Source organism: Providencia sp. PROV122, assembly GCF_028482365.1.
In the GTDB taxonomy this organism is placed as follows: Bacteria; Pseudomonadota; Gammaproteobacteria; order Enterobacterales; family Enterobacteriaceae; genus Providencia; species Providencia stuartii.
Genome location: NZ_JAMPQI010000009.1, coordinates 182964 through 198952 on the forward strand (window position 1 = coordinate 182964; position 15989 = coordinate 198952).

The window sequence follows — 15989 nt, forward strand, 5'->3', positions numbered from 1 at the left end:
GAAATAATGGGAATAACATAGCTCTATAGGAAGCGCAATTTAAATGTGGTGATATCAGCTAAAAGCGCCATTATTGCTAATGGCGACGATGAAACGACGCCTATACGTATTGTAGTAGGCGTACACAAGAGTTAACTTTGAATAATACCATTGATGGTGGTAGGAAGAGGTTGATCAGTTAGTTCAATATGCTGTGATGAGACTCGTTGCCCTTTAACATATAACTCTGCTTTTACTGGCTCTAAGCGACGTTCAATATTAATGTGGAACTTATTCATTAACTGGCTAATAAATCGGTGTTGATCAAGTTGATATTGTTTTACCTCACCATTACGTAGCGTCACTGCAAGATATGGTTTAGTCGTATCGATAGTATCGTTGTTGTATACCATCCCATAAGAGCCTTCTAACGCAGGGTAGATATAGCTTTTTAATTGATTTTGTGGGTCATAAAAACCGACTAAAGTGACAACCGGAACGCCTTGTTTTACGGGTTTTTGAATGAAGGTTAATTCAGAGGACGGCTCCCATGAATCTCCATTTGAAATATAATACACTTTTGTATTATGGCTGATTATCTGCTTATTACCATTAACATGTAGTTTAATACTCCATTGAGAAGTGCAATCTATCTCAATCACTTTATTTTTATTGCTGTGATCCGCTTGAGGTAGATAAATATTGGGTGGGTAGTGAGAATTATAACTCTCTATTTTTATATGGTCATTTTTATTAAGTAGCGCTGATAAAGTTGTCTCCGTAACATCTTGATTATCTACTATTGGTACATCCACAAAAGAAATATTTTTTGTATGAGGGGGTAGGTACTCTTGCATTGTTTGTGTATTGGGATCCCACTTTTGATAACCTGTTGACGATGTTTTGCTAAATATTGCAGAGTTCTCGAAAAAATGTTGAATAGCTTGAGCCGTTGTTGGGGTATGTAATGTGTACGCATTGTACGCTTTATCGTATAGCTCACCACCAGACATAGCATCTTTTAGCATTGCATGTTGCATATAGGGTTCTGCTTTTTCTGCATTAGGATCACGCGCATCTAAAACCGTGTACTTATTTGTTTTCTTTTTTTCAAAGTTAGGAATAAAAAAGTTGTTGTCGGCATCCCATCCCCATGTTGAATTAGGTTTATCGGGGGTTGCATGAACACCGCCTTTAAATCCCTTAAAGTAATGACCAATCTTATAATTATGACCCAGTTCATGACTAAATTCATTATCTACGGTGTTGTATAATGTGGCTTTTCCCGCTCCTCCTGACCAACCGTGCTCTTGTAAACCATTTTTATATATACCACGGGAATTATGTATCGTAATTTGTGCGGTAGGTAAGTAGTTATTTTCTTTTGTCGCCGATGAATGAACGCCGTAATTGGCTAAATTAATGCCATCTGAAATAAGATCTTTAGAAATTTGCTCTCGCATATCCCCATTATGCCCACCTCCATCATCATCTGAACGATGAGTTAAATGTTTTCCTGAAGGAAGAACAATCTCTTTTAAGTGGATTGGAGCGTAGTGAGAGACGATTAAACGATTAATAGGGATTTGTTGGAAATATTGGCGTTGTAATTCAGCATTTTTTTGAAATGCTAATTCTCCTCTATAGGGAGTCAACATGCCGATATCGATAGTATGGAGCAGAAGTTCTGTTGGGGCTCCGACATAAATATCAGATAGCGTACCTTGTTTTCCATGATAATCGAATTCCAACCTTATTTTGGGCTTAATGTATTCAGCAGGAATAGCAACAGACCAGCCATTTTCGATATACCTGATTTCATCACTGTCATCATTAATTAAAGGCTCACCTTCATATGTACGCCAAAAACCAAATTCATCACAAACAAATAATTGGCTATCACCTTTTTTTATCGTTATTTTTTGGTCACCATAGAAAACATGACTGTCATAGTCAGCCTCTGATGAAAAATAAATTTTTTTATTTTTAAAATTGGGATGAGTTTCTAATGTAAAATGACGGGCCCAATTAGCATTACGCGTTGCGATATGGATGTTATCATTGTTATTGATAACTTCGTTAAAATAGCAAATATCTTTTGATATTTTTTGCAATTCCTTGTTTTTATTTATCTTGATATCAAATGATTGAGGCAAGGCATAGTTAACCGTACTTTGGGTATCCGGAGAGTAAATTGACCATACACCTTCATCATCACTAATAAAAAGCTTAGTTTCACCCGTAGTAATTCTAACTTCATTATCGCCATAGGTAATATCACTATTAAAATAAGCTTGAGAAGTGAAAAGTATTTTTTTATTGGCATATTGTTTACTATTGGGAATAATAAAATCTTTCGCCCAATGGTAATCTCTGGTTGCTATTTTAATAGTGTCATTTTTTTTAATGATATCTTGGAATAATTTGGGGTTCTTAGAGATATGATTAATATCATCATTTGTCGTAAACTCCACATCAAAGGTTTCGGGGGTTTTGTATTTATCAATATTTAACGCTTGTTGATAGTGAAAAGACAATCTAGATTCATCACGAGTAAACCAACGACCTGTTTCATCGCTTATCATAACAAAAGATTGCTGTGCAGAGAGAGGTATTGAATTATTTCTATATTTAATATTTGCATCGATATTATCCGCTAAATTCAATATGAGTTTTTTATTCGGGCGTTTTTTTAAACTATCTAAGTTAATAGATAAATTTTCAGCATCAATATCGACTCTAATAATGTCATTTTCGGTCATAAGTTGATTGAGGTAGTTTGTGCTCTCAGTCAATTCTTTAATCTTTTTTGATGCATTGATAGTAAAATTAAACGATTTAGGAATAGTAAAATCGTCAGGTGTTAAGCGGGTAAACCGTTGCTCAGTGCCTGCAATTTTAGGCAGTTTTGATGGTGGAAGTAGGTAGGTTGAATATATCTTTTCATTATCCTCATTATAGACCTTAATATTTAATTGCTCATTTTCTTTGATTTTTTCATGAGGCTTAAATATCACCAATGTTTTACGGCCTGAAACGAGATGAGGTTGTATATCATCATCAATTCGATTAATGGCTGGGATAATGCTATGTTGAGCATAAAATACATTCCCCTTAAGATCCCCTTGGATATCACTTGGATAATTATTTGTATTATAGTAAAAAACTTTCCCTAGTTTTTCTTTGTATTCAGACAATAACTTATTATACACCCCTTGTTCATCGGTCATTTTTTTAATCAGCGCATGATTATTAATCTGTGTATCAAATAACCGTGAGATAACAAGGTTATCTATCAACGATTGCCAAAAATCAAACAGTGTATTTGGGTTATTATTAAGGTCATTAAGACCTAATAAATGAGATGAATGAGTATCATTTTCTTTATTTAATTGTGTTGTCGGTATCATCACTTCATGACGATTTTGGCAAATGCAAATTGTCAAAGCTAGCATATAAATCCTTTTAATTGATTAGTTTATTGCTAATATCTTCATTTTATTAGCAGTATTAGATAATAAAGAAAAAAATAAAAATGATAAGCAAATTATTTTATAGTTAATCTTAATTTATCCAAATAATCAGTCAGTTGTTCATTCTGAACACTTGAATTTCTTGATTTATTCATTAATAGCAATTCGCTTAGAGATAATCCCATCGGTTAATAAAATAGAATGAATATTTCATTTCTTTACGAAAGAAATCACCAAGATCTCAAGGGGTAAAAAAGGCGCCGAAGTCCCCTTAATCAGGGGATAGAATGAGAGAAATCTGTGATCTTTGTAACATAATTTTCTGACTTTCCACTTAATTTCGTTATCAACACAACAAAAACAAAATTTTCATATAATAAAAATTGGAATATATGTTTCATTAATGTATATCTATGTTATCGCCATGTTAAATATTGGTGACATCAAAACACAACATGTATTCATAATCAGTGGGAAGGGCAAAATGAAAAATATCATGAAATTAACCGCGCTGGTTGCTGTATTGGGTTTAACACCGAGTGTGATGGCTGAAAATGAGCAAATTGTCTTTAGTCCGCCAACATTGGCTAGCCCGTTTGAAGTGCATATGCAGAAATCGGCGGTGAAAACCGCTAAAGAGTTAGGAGTCAATATTCAAGTCTTAGATGGGCAAGGTAGCTCACCTAAGCAGGTTGCTGATATTGAAAATGCGATCACACGAGGTGCACAGGGCTTTATTGTGTCACCTAATGATGTCAATGCCATTGCCGATGCGGTGGTTGAAATTCAAAGCGCTGGCTTACCGGTGGTGACTCTTGATAGAACCATTAATGCACAACAACCAGTGCCGCATTTTGGGGCTAATAATTACAAAGGCGGTTACGCCATTGCGGAATATGTCAAAAAGCAGTTTCCAAATGGCGCCGATCTGATCTTAATTACAGGGCAACCTGGCTCCTCATCAAATATTGAACGTACGAAAGGGATCCGCGATAGCTTAAAAGAAGGGGGGAGTAAATACCGCTTAGTCGCTGACCAAAATGGTAATTGGATGCGAGCGGAAGGGATGCGCATCACCGAAAGTTTATTGCCTTCACTCGCGAAAAAACCGGATGTGATCTTATCTGCTAACGATGATATGGCCCTTGGTGCGATTGAGGCGCTGAGCGCGCAAGGTTATAAACCGGGCGACATTTTAGTGACAGGTTTTGATGCAAGTCCTGAAGCACTTAGTCGTATTAAGGAAGGTTGGATGGCTGTAACGGCTGATCAGCGCGCAGGCTACGCAGTAAAAATGGCGATGGGGCAATTGGTCGATAATATTCGTGACAAAAAAGCGATCACAGGCGCGGATTACCCTCCCACAATTATTAGCAAAGATAACCTTGATCAAGCGGAACGTATTGGTGAATTGAAATAGTCATTTACAGTGCTATTCAGGGCTCGGTGAGCCCTGTTTTCCTGAAAAGGAGTTTTTATGTCAGAGCCACTACTTAAAATTACAAATCTTGCCAAAAGCTTTTCAGGGATCTGGGCGCTAAGTCAAGCCCAAATGACAGTGATGCCAGGGGAAGTGCATGCGTTATTGGGGGAAAATGGTGCGGGTAAATCCACTTTCTTAAAGGCACTTGCAGGCGCTCAACCGCAAACCAGTGGTGATATTTGGTTTAACGGTGAATTGCTTTCCATAACAGATACCCCGATTGTTCGCCAACAAAAAGGGATTATTACTATCTATCAAGAATTTAATTTGCTACCGAATATGACGGTAGCGGAAAACATGTTTTTAGGGCGTGAAGCGCTAAAAATGCGTTGGATGATTAATGAAAAAGTCCTTAATCAGGAAGCCAAAGCGATCCTTGATTATCTTCAATTGGCAATTTTGCCAACGACCCAAGTGGCACGGTTAAGTGTTGCCCAGCAGCAAATGATTGAAATTGCACGTGCACTGACGCTCAATGCTAAATTAATTGTGATGGATGAGCCTTCAGCGGCTCTAAGCGATACTGAAGTAGAAAGTCTGCATCGTGTTGTTAGGGAATTGAAAAACCGTGGGGTGAGCGTCATTTACGTGACACATCGCTTACATGAAGTTTTTCAGATATGTGACAAGTTCACGGTATTTCAAGACGGCAGATACACCGGATCGGGGAATGTGGCTGAGACCTCAGTACAAGAGATCATACGTATGATGGTTGGGCGGAATGTGATTTTTGAACGTAGGCCGGCCAGCGAAACATATCATCGAGACAAACCGATTCGCCTATCGGTGAAACATTTATCGAAAACTAAGCCACCTTTAGATCCTCATGGTATCGCGCTTCACGATATTAGTTTTGATGTTCATGAAGGCGAAATACTGGGTATTGCGGGCCTTATGGGGGCGGGAAGGACTGAGGTGGCACGCTGTTTATTCGGCGCAGATAAATATACCACGGGTGAGTTTATCCTTGATGGTGAGCCTTATCAGCCAACGACCCCAATGAATGCACTGGATAAGGGAATTGCACTCGTTCCAGAAGATCGTAAAAAAGAAGGCGCCGCGCTGGGATTATCCATTCGTTACAACCTATCACTTTCAGCGTTATCACATCTACTTAAAATGGGGTGGATGGTGGATAGCAATAAAGAAAACGCCTTGATAGAAAGCTACAAACAAGCACTACAAATCAAAATGGCCAGCAGTGAGCAAGAAGTGCGTAAATTGTCTGGTGGTAACCAACAAAAAGTCATTCTTGCACGGTGTATGGCCATGTCGCCAAAAGTATTAATTGTTGATGAGCCAACTCGGGGTATTGATGTTGGAACCAAATCGGAAGTTCATCAGGTTATTTTTGAGATGGCGAAAAAAGGCGTTGCGGTTATTGTTATTTCTTCTGATTTACCTGAAGTCATGGCGATTTCAGACCGGATCATCACGTTGAGCGAGGGCCGTTTAACGGGGGAGATTAAAGGTGATGATGCAACAGAAGAGAAGTTAATGATGATGATGGCTATTTGCCATCAAAACTCACCAGCAGAAATGGTCGTATGAGAGGTTTACATGTTACAACAACAATCTTCTACGGCGGTCGGCCGTAAAAAAATAGATTTCATCGCTTTTTTTGAGCGCTTTGGTGTCTTGATTTTTATGGTGCTGTTGGTGCTATTTTTTCAAACCCAAAACAGTAATTTTCTGACTGAACGCAATATCACTAATATTTTAACCGAAGTGTCTATCTATGGAATTATGGCCGTGGGGATGACGTTGGTGATTTTAACCGCTGGTATTGATTTGTCTGTTGGCTCAATACTGGCGGTTTGCGCGATGACAGCGGCGTTTGTGATTAAAGGTGATAATTTAGTCGGCTTAGATCCTAATGCTTGGGGAGGGATGAGCTGGTTAGTTGGATTAGCTATCTGCTTAGCGGTAGGCACAGGGATCGGGTTTTTACATGGTCTTGGGATCACGCGGCTGAATATTCCACCATTCATCGTCACATTAGGTGGCATGACAATTTGGCGTGGGCTGACATTAGTGATTAATGATGGTGCACCAATCTCAGGTTTTGATGCTGGCTATCGTTGGTGGGGGCGTGGGGAGCTACTGGGGATCTCGGTGCCTATTTGGATCTTTGCGATTGTGGCATTGATAGGCTATTTAGCGCTGCATAAAAGCCGCTGGGGGCGTTTTGTTTACGCAGTTGGCAGTAATCAAGAAGCAGCTCGGTTAGCAGGGGTGAACGTTAAACGTGTTCTTGTCAGTGTGTATGTGGTGATTGGCTGTTTAGCTGGGCTGGCTGGGTTTGTGCTGAGTGCACGTTTAGGGAGTGCTGAAGCGGTAGCGGGGATGACATTTGAACTGCGCGTGATCGCCTCTGTTGTGATTGGTGGTACATCATTAATGGGGGGATATGGTCGTATCGGAGGAACCATTATTGGCTCAATCATTATGGGAATATTAATTAATGGTTTAGTTTTAATGAATGTTTCAGCGTATTATCAGCAAATTATTACTGGACTGATCATTATTTTAGCTGTTGCTTTTGATACTTACGCCAAAAATAGACGTGGTGCCAGTTAAATATTTTCACTATTTATAAAAGATAAACGCCTTTTTATTTTAATAAGAAGGCGTTTATCATAAGAAAATAAGGGTTTAACGCTAAGAAAATACAGGTTGATACTTTTTAAATTTTAGTGCTAATAATATTGATATCTTATAAAAATTCCACCTCAGATAGTTCCCTTGTGAAACTAATTAGTTTAATTTCATTCACTTATATTTTATCGATGCTATACTATTAGGGTTATTTTTGAATTTTGAGTAAAATTTAAAATAACCCATGCAGTCAACACTGGCTATGTTTTTGATATTCAGCTTATTGCTGAATTTAAATGTTGTAGTTAAGGAGTCGATATAATGGTAAGTAATAATGCAGCACGTCGCTTATTAGGAATGCCTTATAAGTTAAGTCGTTCTAAGAAAAATATTCGAGTTTCTGTCGTAGCAAAAGAAAATGTGACGGAACAGCTGCCCGCTGAATTACAAAATCAACCTGTAGTTGCGGCATTAAATAATAAAGCGACAGAGAAAAAAACCTACCACTCAACAACGGTATTCTATCCTGAATATGTTATTAGCTAATTAATTGAGTGAATGTTGACCCTCTGGCATTGCTAGAGGGTTAAAAACACCAAATGATATTCCTACCTCATTTCTTACTCTTTTTCTTGCAACCAGTACGACCGCTACCTCATCTTCATATTAGAATGGTCAATATGTGATTATTGTCACTATTTAAAATTACAAATAAATAAAATATTGAGACGTTTCCGATGAAAAAGTCATGGAACTTGGTTACATTGAATTGGCGTATAAATAGAAATAGGGTAGGTATTCCCGTTGGCTTATTTTAAATATTTAATTTTTTGTTTTTGTGTTATTTCAGTGGCAGGATGTTCGACAGGCTTTAGAACGGATGAAGAAAGTAACCGATTAAAATTTAGCATTCAACAAGCCAATACGATACCGATTAAAGAATCTGTAGAGGCGCTCTCTGCTGCTGATATGTTACCAGGCGATATTTTATTGTCTTCCGCAACGGGAATTAATTCATGGGGTATCCGTCTTTTTAGTATTAGTGGGGTGAGTCATGCCTCAATATATTTGGGGGCTGGTGAAGTAGCGGAATCTGTCGGCAGTGGCGTGAGGATCATTACGCTCGATCAAGCTATCTCGGACTCAAATAATATGGTGGTGTTGCGGCAAGAGGGGTTAACCTCTATTCACGCCCATAAATTACGTGAATTTTCTATGCAAAATGAAGGGGGCAAATATAACTTTAAAGGGATAGTGATGATAGCGCCTTGGATGGTGACAAAGCGCGTTTGTGAATTACCTTTTATTGGTCAAACGATCCGTAATTTTTGTTTGAGAACGTTAGCGACGGTACAGTTAGGTAGCGATGTAGACCAAGCTAACGGCTTCTTTTGTTCGCAGTTTGTCCTTGATGCCTATAAATATGCAGGACTTCCGTTATTTGAAGGGAATTCAGCATGGATAACGCCAGCGGATATCCTTCATATGCGAACAGGGGATGTGCCGACCTTTGTTCCGACCCATCGTTTAAGCTATGTAGGGCACTTGAAATCTTGGAGTTTATCGAGTGCGCTTCACCTGAGATAAATATCGTCAATAAAGTGGGGTTGTGGCGACGTGTTAATGAAAAAAAAGGCCAACTCAGAGAAGTTGGCCTGCTAAAACTGGAAGCAATGTGAGCAATGTCGTTTACGAAAGCTTGAGTAATTTACTCAAGTATTCGTTAGGTAAAAGATAACCATTCTCATTTGATAAATCAACCCTTTTTTATGTCTTATTATGCGAATTTTACCCCCTATAAATTCGTTTTTATAAAAAATAATTAAAATTCAATGCGTTATTTTTGGCTCTTTTAAGGATAATTTGAATAAATTTTTATAAAACAAGTTAGTACTCGAAATAAGTTGTTCGTTATACTTGTCAGTATCCTTCCTACACCGTCAGCACAGAGGTCAATCTTTGATGAGAACATTACGCATTGGTATCGTAGGGTTAGGCTCTATTGCGCAAAAAGCCTATTTACCGATACTGAGTAAAACAGATAATTGGCAACTGATAGGGGCATTTTCACCAAATCAAAGGAAAGCAAAAATCGTCTGTGATAACTATCGTATTCCACTGTATTCAGATATAAAACAGCTGGCCCAGCAGTGTGATGCGGTTTTTGTACACAGTAGTACCGCCAGCCATTTTTCAGTTATTTACAGTTTGTTATCATACGGCGTACATGTGTATGTTGATAAACCGCTTGCTGAGACACTTTCCCAATCAGAGCAATTAGTGGACTTTGCACATAAACAGAAACGTTCGCTTATGGTTGGGTTTAATCGGCGCTTTTCACCTTTTTATCAAGAACTCAAACAACACCTCAGTCAAGTTGCTTCATTACGTATGGAAAAACATCGTAGTGACAGTCTAGGCCCTCAAAATGTCCGTTTTACTATGCTAGATGATTATTTACACGTTGTAGATACCGCTATCTGGCTCGTGGGAAGCGAAGCAAAATTATTGGGAGGCAATATTATTGCAACTGAGGAGCAAGCGTTATGCTATGCAGAGCATCATCTGAAAGTGAATGAATGTTTAGTGACGACATCAATGCATCGCCGAGCGGGTAGTCAACGCGAGCAAGTTGCAGCAATTTGTGATGGTGGGGTCTACCAAGTGACAAACATGAATCATTGGATGAGTGAAAGTCACGAGGGGATAAAACAAAAACAACCTTCTAGTTGGGAGTCGATATTGGTTCAACGTGGATTCGATGGGGCTATTCGCCATTTTATTGATGCGGTGAGCCATGGTAGCGAGCCTGACGTCAGTGGTGAGCAGGCGATTTATGCTCAACAAATGGTAGAGAAAATGTTAAGCATTGCGTAAATACTGTTCATTGTTTCTCAGCTCATAAACCATTCCATACCAGTCTTATATAGGATTAATATGTTAAGTTCGCATCAAGCTTCAGAAATTTTATTTGTTGCAGGTTTTGGTCCGATAACACGTGAGCCTAATGTAAGTTATGCTTTCTATGTTAAAACTTTAGGTTTACCTTTAAAGGCAATGGAAGGTAATCAGGATTATTTCACCAGCGAAGAAGAACAGCTTAGTGGTGTTAAACACTTTGCGTTATGGCCATTATCTCAAGCTGCACAATCTTGTTTTGGTGTCGATCATTGGCCGGAAACGCACCTTGTTCCTCAAAGCTGGATAGAATTTGAAGTCGCTAATTTATCAAAAGCCACTCAATGTTTTATTAATGAAGGTTATTCCATTTTAGTTAATGAGCGAATGGAACCTTGGGGACAAATGGTTACACGCTTACTTAGCCCCGAAGGAATGTTGGTTGGTTTAACCGTTACACCATGGTTAAGAGAATAATAGTTAATAATTTGTAGCGAGAGATCTCATTTATCTTGTTGTTTAAGAGACATTCTTGCGTATTTGATTATAATTTTGTTGTTAACTTAAATTCTTTTTTCTATCAGGAGGGGTTATGTATAAAACGATTCTGGTTCCTATAGATTTAACTGAGGATGAACTGACAAGTAAAGCTGTTCGCCATGCAGTTAATTTAGCTAAACAGTCTGGTGCGAAAATTCATTTGATCCATGTGCTACCAATCTCTTCTGCTATTATTAATGCGTATGCACTTGGTTATATGGAAATAAAAGACCGTGCAACCGTTAAAGCAGAAGAAGACATGAAAATGTTGATGGATACGATTGATTTACCACTATCTGATGTCAATTATACCATAACGTTTGGCTCACCTCGTGATGAAGTGATTAATACTGCAAAAGACATTAACGCCGATATTATTGTTATCGGTTCACGCCGTCCGAATATTTCTACACACCTCCTAGGCTCTACCGCAGCGGGCATTGTTCGTTACGCAGAAACCTCTGTATTGGTAGTTCGTTAATTTTTTAAATAAACCTATGCTGATATTTAGCATAGGTTTTATTGAACCCATTATTTTTTATTTTACGCGATCGTCATAAAGCGATGAGTGATTAAACCTTTTTCTTCTATCTTGTTGGGTATCAGGTATTGAGTGTAACAGTTCAGCCGAATAGGCCCTATTTTTATTGGGAATGGTGAGCTTATTTATGGAAAAGTTTTCGCAAGAAGTTATCCGCATTGAACATTTCTTATTCAGGGTATTACGTTTTTATTTTTTGTCGCTATTGGTTTTTTTCCTTGGGCTGTTACCCGGTATTATTGGCTTTTATTTTATTGAAGGTCATTCTTTGATGGAGTCAATGCTTAATGCATTATCCATGCTAAGTGGGCAAGCAATAGAGCCTGCACCAATCACGCAAGGTGGGCGTTTTTTTATCGCAATATATGGGCTGTTTTTACAGAGCGTATTCATTATTAGTATTGGCTTAATTGTCACACCTTTTTTGCACCGCATCTTACATAAATGGCACTTAGAAGATAGTTAGCATATTGATAAAATTGTGAACTTGCTTTAACAAATCGTCTGGTAGCTCACGGCAGTTTGTTTTTATTAAGACTATACTTTTGGTGAACAAAAAAGATAAACATTCACAAAGTGTATCCTAGTTATCACATCGCACTAAGGGATCACAGGTGGATAATAGAATGATGACTAATTAATAGGGGTATCGCATGTACAATAAAATTTTGGTTCCCGTAGACATTTCTGAAGATATTCTGACGGATAAAGCATTAAAACACGCAATTTATTTAGCAAAAATGTCGGGGGCAAAAATACATCTTTTCCACTCAGTTCCTGATGTTTCAAGGTTCTCAATGAGCTATAGCTATCATTATGATCTTTTATCTTCATTTGCTAAAAAAGCCGTTGAACGTTCAGAAGAGCAGTTAAAAGAGATTATTGCTAAGATCGATTACCCACAAGAAGATATTTCTTACAAAGTCGCTTTTGGTTCACCGAGAGATAAAGTGTTAGCTGAGGCAGAAGAAATAGGTGCGGATCTGATTGTGATTGGTTCACGTAACCCGAGTATCACAACGCACTTACTAGGGTCAAACGCATCAGGCATTGTTTCTTATGCGAAAATATCTGTACTGGTAGTCAGATAACCCGCCAATACAATAAGGCCAGTATTATACTGGCCTTATTAACGCTCTAATCTTTAACGCAAATCTATTACCATCTTAGCCCAAAGCAAGGCTAAAATTCGCATCGAAAAAGCAGATGGTGCTTATTCATCCCTATTAAATCAATATAATAGAGATAAAAATTATTTACCTTCCACTGCCTCTTTAGCTGCTTTAATAGCTTGAATGCCTTGTTCACATGCTTGTTCTTGAGCATCTTCTGGATAATCAGCGAGTGCTTTTTTCGCTTCATCCAATTGATGTTTCATCTCAGTGATCCTTTCTTTAACATTAGGGTCATTTTTGTACTGCTCTTCAGCTTGTTTAACCAGCACATTCATTTCTTGGAAATAAGTATCGCAATTTTTTCCTGCATTCGCACCAAATGCAGCTAATAGTGCAGCAACCCCGAAAGCAACTGAAAATCTTTTTTTCATAATTTATTCGCTTTTTTGATGTAACAATAAAACGAGAATAGCATTCCATATTCAAAAAGACATCACCTCTCTTAATCAATATTTTCTACTGTAGGTAATTTTGCTGCATATTAGGAATTATCTGTAATAACAGCACCGCGTGAATAGCATAATTTGCAAAAAGATAAATGAGAATCATTCTTGACTCTGTTGCAATTGAAAGTGTACAGTTAAGTACACTTTTTTGTGGGGGAGCTAGGTATGCAAAATAAGACGATTATTGATACGGCTGAGTGGCCAGTTTGTGTAATCCATTCATTTCCAAAAACCTTAGATGAAACGCGTTTATGGTTAGAAGAAATGGATATGTTATTGGCAAGAAGGGCGCAATTTGTATTAGTTTATCCGCCGGTCAAACAGAGCAAAGAAAAACCGTCTGAGGAACATATGAATGCCATGAAATATGTTCGCCGTTGGTTAAAACATGCTAAAGAGCCGATGGTTGAACACTGCCGTGCAATGGTGGTGACGTTACAACCGGATGGGAGTGATAAAGAAGATATGGAACAAATGGCGCCGTTACTTTCTGCATTTTATGGGCCTGAAGTGTTTATTGAACATAACATCGCCGCAGCGAAAAAATATGCTACGGCATTGATTTCTTAATGACGATGACCGCTATTGGCTAATTTTACGAATATAACTGGCGATGATGTCCACTGAGAGCGCAATTTGTTGCGTGATAAATTCATCGCTAGGTTTAAAATCAGTGACACAGAAGGTTTTAATAAAAACATCTGCTTTTAACATTTCTAAAAATCGAGATGAAATACTTAATAGCGTTTGTTCGTTAACTTTCACTTCAGGTAATTCAAGGAGTTTCTCAGTTAATAGCCGATAACTACGTACTGGCCCTTGTTCAAAGAAAGCATGGCTAATTTCAGGAAAGCGGTTATATTCACCAAGGATCAAACGATATAAACCAATAGACTGTGGTTTAATCACATTCAGTAAAAACCGTGCGCCGTAAAAAGACAATACAGATTCAATGCTATGGAGAGAAGGGGGATTATGACTTTCATCATCGGCGAAAATATCGTCAATCATTGATGCAACGACCGCAGCGAATAATCCTTCTTTATCACCGAAGTTTTTATACAGCGTGGAACGAGAGCCTCCTGCACGCTCAATGATCATATCAAGTGTTGTTCCTTCAAATCCATATTGAATAAAAATTTCAGAAGCCGCACTAATTAATGCTTTATTACGACGCTGCCCCTTAGGGGTTTTAGCGAAAAATGGGCTACTCATGCAATACTCATCCTAGCATTATGATTTATCTAACTATTCTTATCATGAAAAGGCAAAGTTCGTGATGACTAATCATGCTTTAACCTGAAAGAGATCATAATTCAGGCTATTATTTCACTTTATGATGTTGCTAAAGGTTATCACGTTTAAATCGTTATCTAAATCATCGCAGTGGATTGGAGGAAAAATGAAAGGGGAGGCTATCGATGAGTTGCAAGGTATTCATGCGATTACCGAAACACAAAGGGAGATCACTCGATTATGTATACAGTGTGGCCTCTTATTATTACAACATGGTGCGGAGAGTATGCTGGTGGAGCAGCTTACCTGCCGCTTAGGGATTGCACTCGGGGCAGATCAAGTTGATAGTGCTATTTCCTCGAATTCATTAGTGCTGACAACCATAATTGAAGGTCACTGTTTAACGTCGACGCGTCGTATTATTGACCGTGGTATTAATATGCATGTGGTGACAGAGGTACAGCATGCTGTCATTTTAGTTGAGCATCACCTTTTGGATCGCAAACAACTTGAGAAGAAATTGTCCTCAATAAAACCATTACGTTATCCACGCTGGATAATGGTGCTGATGGTTGCTCTATCTTGTGCCTGCTTTAGTAAATTAAATGGGGGAGGATGGGATGGCTCCTTAGTGACATTGATTGCGAGTGGTTGTGCAATGTATATTCGTCAGGTGCTGACTTCTCGGCAAATGAATCCTTTGATTAACTTTTGTATTACTGCTTTTGTGGCAACGTCTGTTTCCGGATTATTATTAAAATTGCCATTTTTTGCTCCGACAGCAAGTATTTCGATGGCAGCAAGTGTATTGCTACTCGTGCCGGGTTTTCCATTAATTAATGCGGTGGCCGATATGTTTAAAGGCCATGTTAATACAGGGTTAGCGCGGTGGATGATGGCGAGCTTACTGACGCTGGCGACATGTATTGGTGTTGTGATTGCAATGGCAATTTGGGGACTAAGGGAGTGGGCATGAGTTTTTTACTGGCACTTTTAGAGGATATGTTACTAGCGGCTATCCCTGCTGTTGGCTTTGCGATGGTATTTAATGTACCGATCAAAGCATTGAAATATTGTGCGTTGTTAGGGGCTATTGGTCATGGCTCACGTATGACTATGATGACACTTGGCTTAAATATTGAATGGGCAAGTTTTATTGCCGCTATTCTTATTGGCGCGATTGGTATTCAATGGTCTCGAACATGGTTAGCACATCCTAAAGTTTTTACGGTTGCAGCAGTAATACCGATGTTTCCGGGGATCAGTGCTTATACCGCAATGATCTCCGTCGTCAAAATTTCTCATTTAGGTTATACCCCTGAGTTATTTGAAACCCTTGTGACCAACTTTTTACGAGCGTCATTTATTGTTGGGGCCTTATCAATTGGTCTATCCCTTCCTGGTTTGTGGTTATATCGTAAACGCCCAAGTGTATAAAAAAACAAGAAGCGCCTTCGGTAAATGTGATATTCAAGAAGGCGTTTTATTGACTTTATTTACTATGGCAACCTAGCCTTTATTCAAAATTAATCTGATATCTCTTTCAATAGCTTTTACTATAAGTTGTTAGATTGATTAATAAACAATTCCTGTTATTAATTAGAATTATTAACATAACTG

At 38.3% G+C, this 15989-nt stretch carries 16 protein-coding genes; 13 read left to right on the forward strand and 3 right to left on the reverse strand.

The window, feature by feature from the left end:
* Positions 1 to 131: 131 nt before the first annotated feature.
* The gene (locus tag PSE69_RS08220; RefSeq protein WP_272513894.1) at positions 132 to 3389 is read right to left on the reverse strand and encodes a M66 family metalloprotease; all 3258 of its coding nucleotides are present in this window, start codon (positions 3387 to 3389) and stop codon (positions 132 to 134) included.
* A 559-nt stretch (positions 3390 to 3948) separates the two neighbouring features.
* On the opposite strand from PSE69_RS08220, the gene PSE69_RS08225 reads away from it, so the two are divergent.
* The 10 genes from PSE69_RS08225 to PSE69_RS08270 all read left to right on the forward strand — a co-directional run bounded on the left by PSE69_RS08225 (position 3949) and on the right by PSE69_RS08270 (position 12603).
* Positions 3949 to 4872 (forward strand): substrate-binding domain-containing protein, encoded by a 924-nt coding sequence (locus PSE69_RS08225; protein ID WP_014658246.1) that lies wholly within the window; start codon positions 3949 to 3951, stop codon positions 4870 to 4872.
* A gap of 57 nt (positions 4873 to 4929) precedes the next feature.
* Positions 4930 to 6486: a sugar ABC transporter ATP-binding protein gene (locus PSE69_RS08230; RefSeq protein ID WP_014658247.1), complete on the forward strand. Its 1557-nt coding sequence runs from the start codon at positions 4930 to 4932 to the stop codon at positions 6484 to 6486.
* A gap of 9 nt (positions 6487 to 6495) precedes the next feature.
* Positions 6496 to 7515 (forward strand): ABC transporter permease, encoded by a 1020-nt coding sequence (locus PSE69_RS08235; RefSeq protein WP_004919287.1) that lies wholly within the window; start codon positions 6496 to 6498, stop codon positions 7513 to 7515.
* Positions 7516 to 7854: 339 nt separating this feature from the next.
* A complete protein-coding gene (gene sra / locus PSE69_RS08240) occupies positions 7855 to 8079 on the forward strand; it encodes a stationary-phase-induced ribosome-associated protein (protein WP_004919289.1) in 225 nt (74 codons plus the stop codon).
* 258 nt (positions 8080 to 8337) lie between these two features.
* The gene (locus PSE69_RS08245) at positions 8338 to 9120 is read left to right on the forward strand and encodes a YaeF family permuted papain-like enzyme (RefSeq protein WP_014658248.1); all 783 of its coding nucleotides are present in this window, start codon (positions 8338 to 8340) and stop codon (positions 9118 to 9120) included.
* Positions 9121 to 9495: 375 nt separating this feature from the next.
* Positions 9496 to 10410, forward strand: coding sequence for a Gfo/Idh/MocA family protein (locus tag PSE69_RS08250; RefSeq protein WP_053110867.1), 915 nt, complete (start codon positions 9496 to 9498; stop codon positions 10408 to 10410).
* Positions 10411 to 10470: 60 nt separating this feature from the next.
* Positions 10471 to 10908 carry a glyoxalase/bleomycin resistance/dioxygenase family protein gene (locus PSE69_RS08255; protein ID WP_060561299.1) on the forward strand — a complete coding sequence of 146 codons (438 nt, stop codon included), beginning with the start codon at positions 10471 to 10473 and terminating at the stop codon, positions 10906 to 10908.
* 115 nt (positions 10909 to 11023) lie between these two features.
* On the forward strand, positions 11024 to 11452 hold the full coding sequence (locus tag PSE69_RS08260) for a universal stress protein (protein ID WP_004919294.1): 429 nt from the start codon (positions 11024 to 11026) through the stop codon (positions 11450 to 11452).
* Positions 11453 to 11639: 187 nt separating this feature from the next.
* Positions 11640 to 11978, forward strand: a complete 339-nt coding sequence (locus PSE69_RS08265) for a hypothetical protein (protein WP_004919295.1) — start codon at positions 11640 to 11642, stop codon at positions 11976 to 11978.
* 187 nt (positions 11979 to 12165) lie between these two features.
* Positions 12166 to 12603 (forward strand): universal stress protein, encoded by a 438-nt coding sequence (locus tag PSE69_RS08270; RefSeq protein ID WP_004919296.1) that lies wholly within the window; start codon positions 12166 to 12168, stop codon positions 12601 to 12603.
* Positions 12604 to 12764: 161 nt separating this feature from the next.
* On the opposite strand, the gene PSE69_RS08275 is transcribed toward PSE69_RS08270, so the two are convergent.
* The gene (locus tag PSE69_RS08275; protein ID WP_104873426.1) at positions 12765 to 13058 is read right to left on the reverse strand and encodes a DUF5339 family protein; all 294 of its coding nucleotides are present in this window, start codon (positions 13056 to 13058) and stop codon (positions 12765 to 12767) included.
* A 240-nt stretch (positions 13059 to 13298) separates the two neighbouring features.
* On the opposite strand from PSE69_RS08275, the gene PSE69_RS08280 reads away from it, so the two are divergent.
* On the forward strand, positions 13299 to 13703 hold the full coding sequence (locus PSE69_RS08280) for a hypothetical protein (RefSeq protein WP_014658252.1): 405 nt from the start codon (positions 13299 to 13301) through the stop codon (positions 13701 to 13703).
* Positions 13704 to 13715: 12 nt separating this feature from the next.
* On the opposite strand, the gene PSE69_RS08285 is transcribed toward PSE69_RS08280, so the two are convergent.
* On the reverse strand, positions 13716 to 14348 hold the full coding sequence (locus PSE69_RS08285; protein WP_036940046.1) for a TetR/AcrR family transcriptional regulator: 633 nt from the start codon (positions 14346 to 14348) through the stop codon (positions 13716 to 13718).
* A gap of 187 nt (positions 14349 to 14535) precedes the next feature.
* On the opposite strand from PSE69_RS08285, the gene PSE69_RS08290 reads away from it, so the two are divergent.
* Together PSE69_RS08290 and PSE69_RS08295 are read left to right on the forward strand one after the other, a co-directional pair.
* Positions 14536 to 15345, forward strand: a complete 810-nt coding sequence (locus tag PSE69_RS08290; protein ID WP_042116536.1) for a threonine/serine ThrE exporter family protein — start codon at positions 14536 to 14538, stop codon at positions 15343 to 15345.
* On the forward strand, positions 15342 to 15806 hold the full coding sequence (locus tag PSE69_RS08295; protein WP_004919301.1) for a threonine/serine exporter: 465 nt from the start codon (positions 15342 to 15344) through the stop codon (positions 15804 to 15806). The genes PSE69_RS08290 and PSE69_RS08295 overlap by 4 nt, the downstream gene beginning before the upstream one ends.
* The last annotated feature ends 183 nt before the right edge of the window (positions 15807 to 15989 follow it).

Coding starts and splice junctions, on each gene's coding strand:
- PSE69_RS08290 (WP_042116536.1), top strand. CDS start 14,536: ATGAAAGGGGAGGCTATCGATGAGTTGCAAGGTATTCATGCGATTACC.
- PSE69_RS08230 (WP_014658247.1), top strand. CDS start 4,930: ATGTCAGAGCCACTACTTAAAATTACAAATCTTGCCAAAAGCTTTTCA.
- PSE69_RS08220 (WP_272513894.1), bottom strand. CDS start 3,389: ATGATACCGACAACACAATTAAATAAAGAAAATGATACTCATTCATCT.
- PSE69_RS08260 (WP_004919294.1), top strand. CDS start 11,024: ATGTATAAAACGATTCTGGTTCCTATAGATTTAACTGAGGATGAACTG.
- PSE69_RS08235 (WP_004919287.1), top strand. CDS start 6,496: ATGTTACAACAACAATCTTCTACGGCGGTCGGCCGTAAAAAAATAGAT.
- PSE69_RS08225 (WP_014658246.1), top strand. CDS start 3,949: ATGAAATTAACCGCGCTGGTTGCTGTATTGGGTTTAACACCGAGTGTG.
- PSE69_RS08265 (WP_004919295.1), top strand. CDS start 11,640: ATGGAAAAGTTTTCGCAAGAAGTTATCCGCATTGAACATTTCTTATTC.
- PSE69_RS08285 (WP_036940046.1), bottom strand. CDS start 14,348: ATGAGTAGCCCATTTTTCGCTAAAACCCCTAAGGGGCAGCGTCGTAAT.
- PSE69_RS08295 (WP_004919301.1), top strand. CDS start 15,342: ATGAGTTTTTTACTGGCACTTTTAGAGGATATGTTACTAGCGGCTATC.
- sra (WP_004919289.1), top strand. CDS start 7,855: ATGGTAAGTAATAATGCAGCACGTCGCTTATTAGGAATGCCTTATAAG.
- PSE69_RS08270 (WP_004919296.1), top strand. CDS start 12,166: ATGTACAATAAAATTTTGGTTCCCGTAGACATTTCTGAAGATATTCTG.
- PSE69_RS08275 (WP_104873426.1), bottom strand. CDS start 13,058: ATGAAAAAAAGATTTTCAGTTGCTTTCGGGGTTGCTGCACTATTAGCT.
- PSE69_RS08255 (WP_060561299.1), top strand. CDS start 10,471: ATGTTAAGTTCGCATCAAGCTTCAGAAATTTTATTTGTTGCAGGTTTT.
- PSE69_RS08280 (WP_014658252.1), top strand. CDS start 13,299: ATGCAAAATAAGACGATTATTGATACGGCTGAGTGGCCAGTTTGTGTA.
- PSE69_RS08250 (WP_053110867.1), top strand. CDS start 9,496: ATGAGAACATTACGCATTGGTATCGTAGGGTTAGGCTCTATTGCGCAA.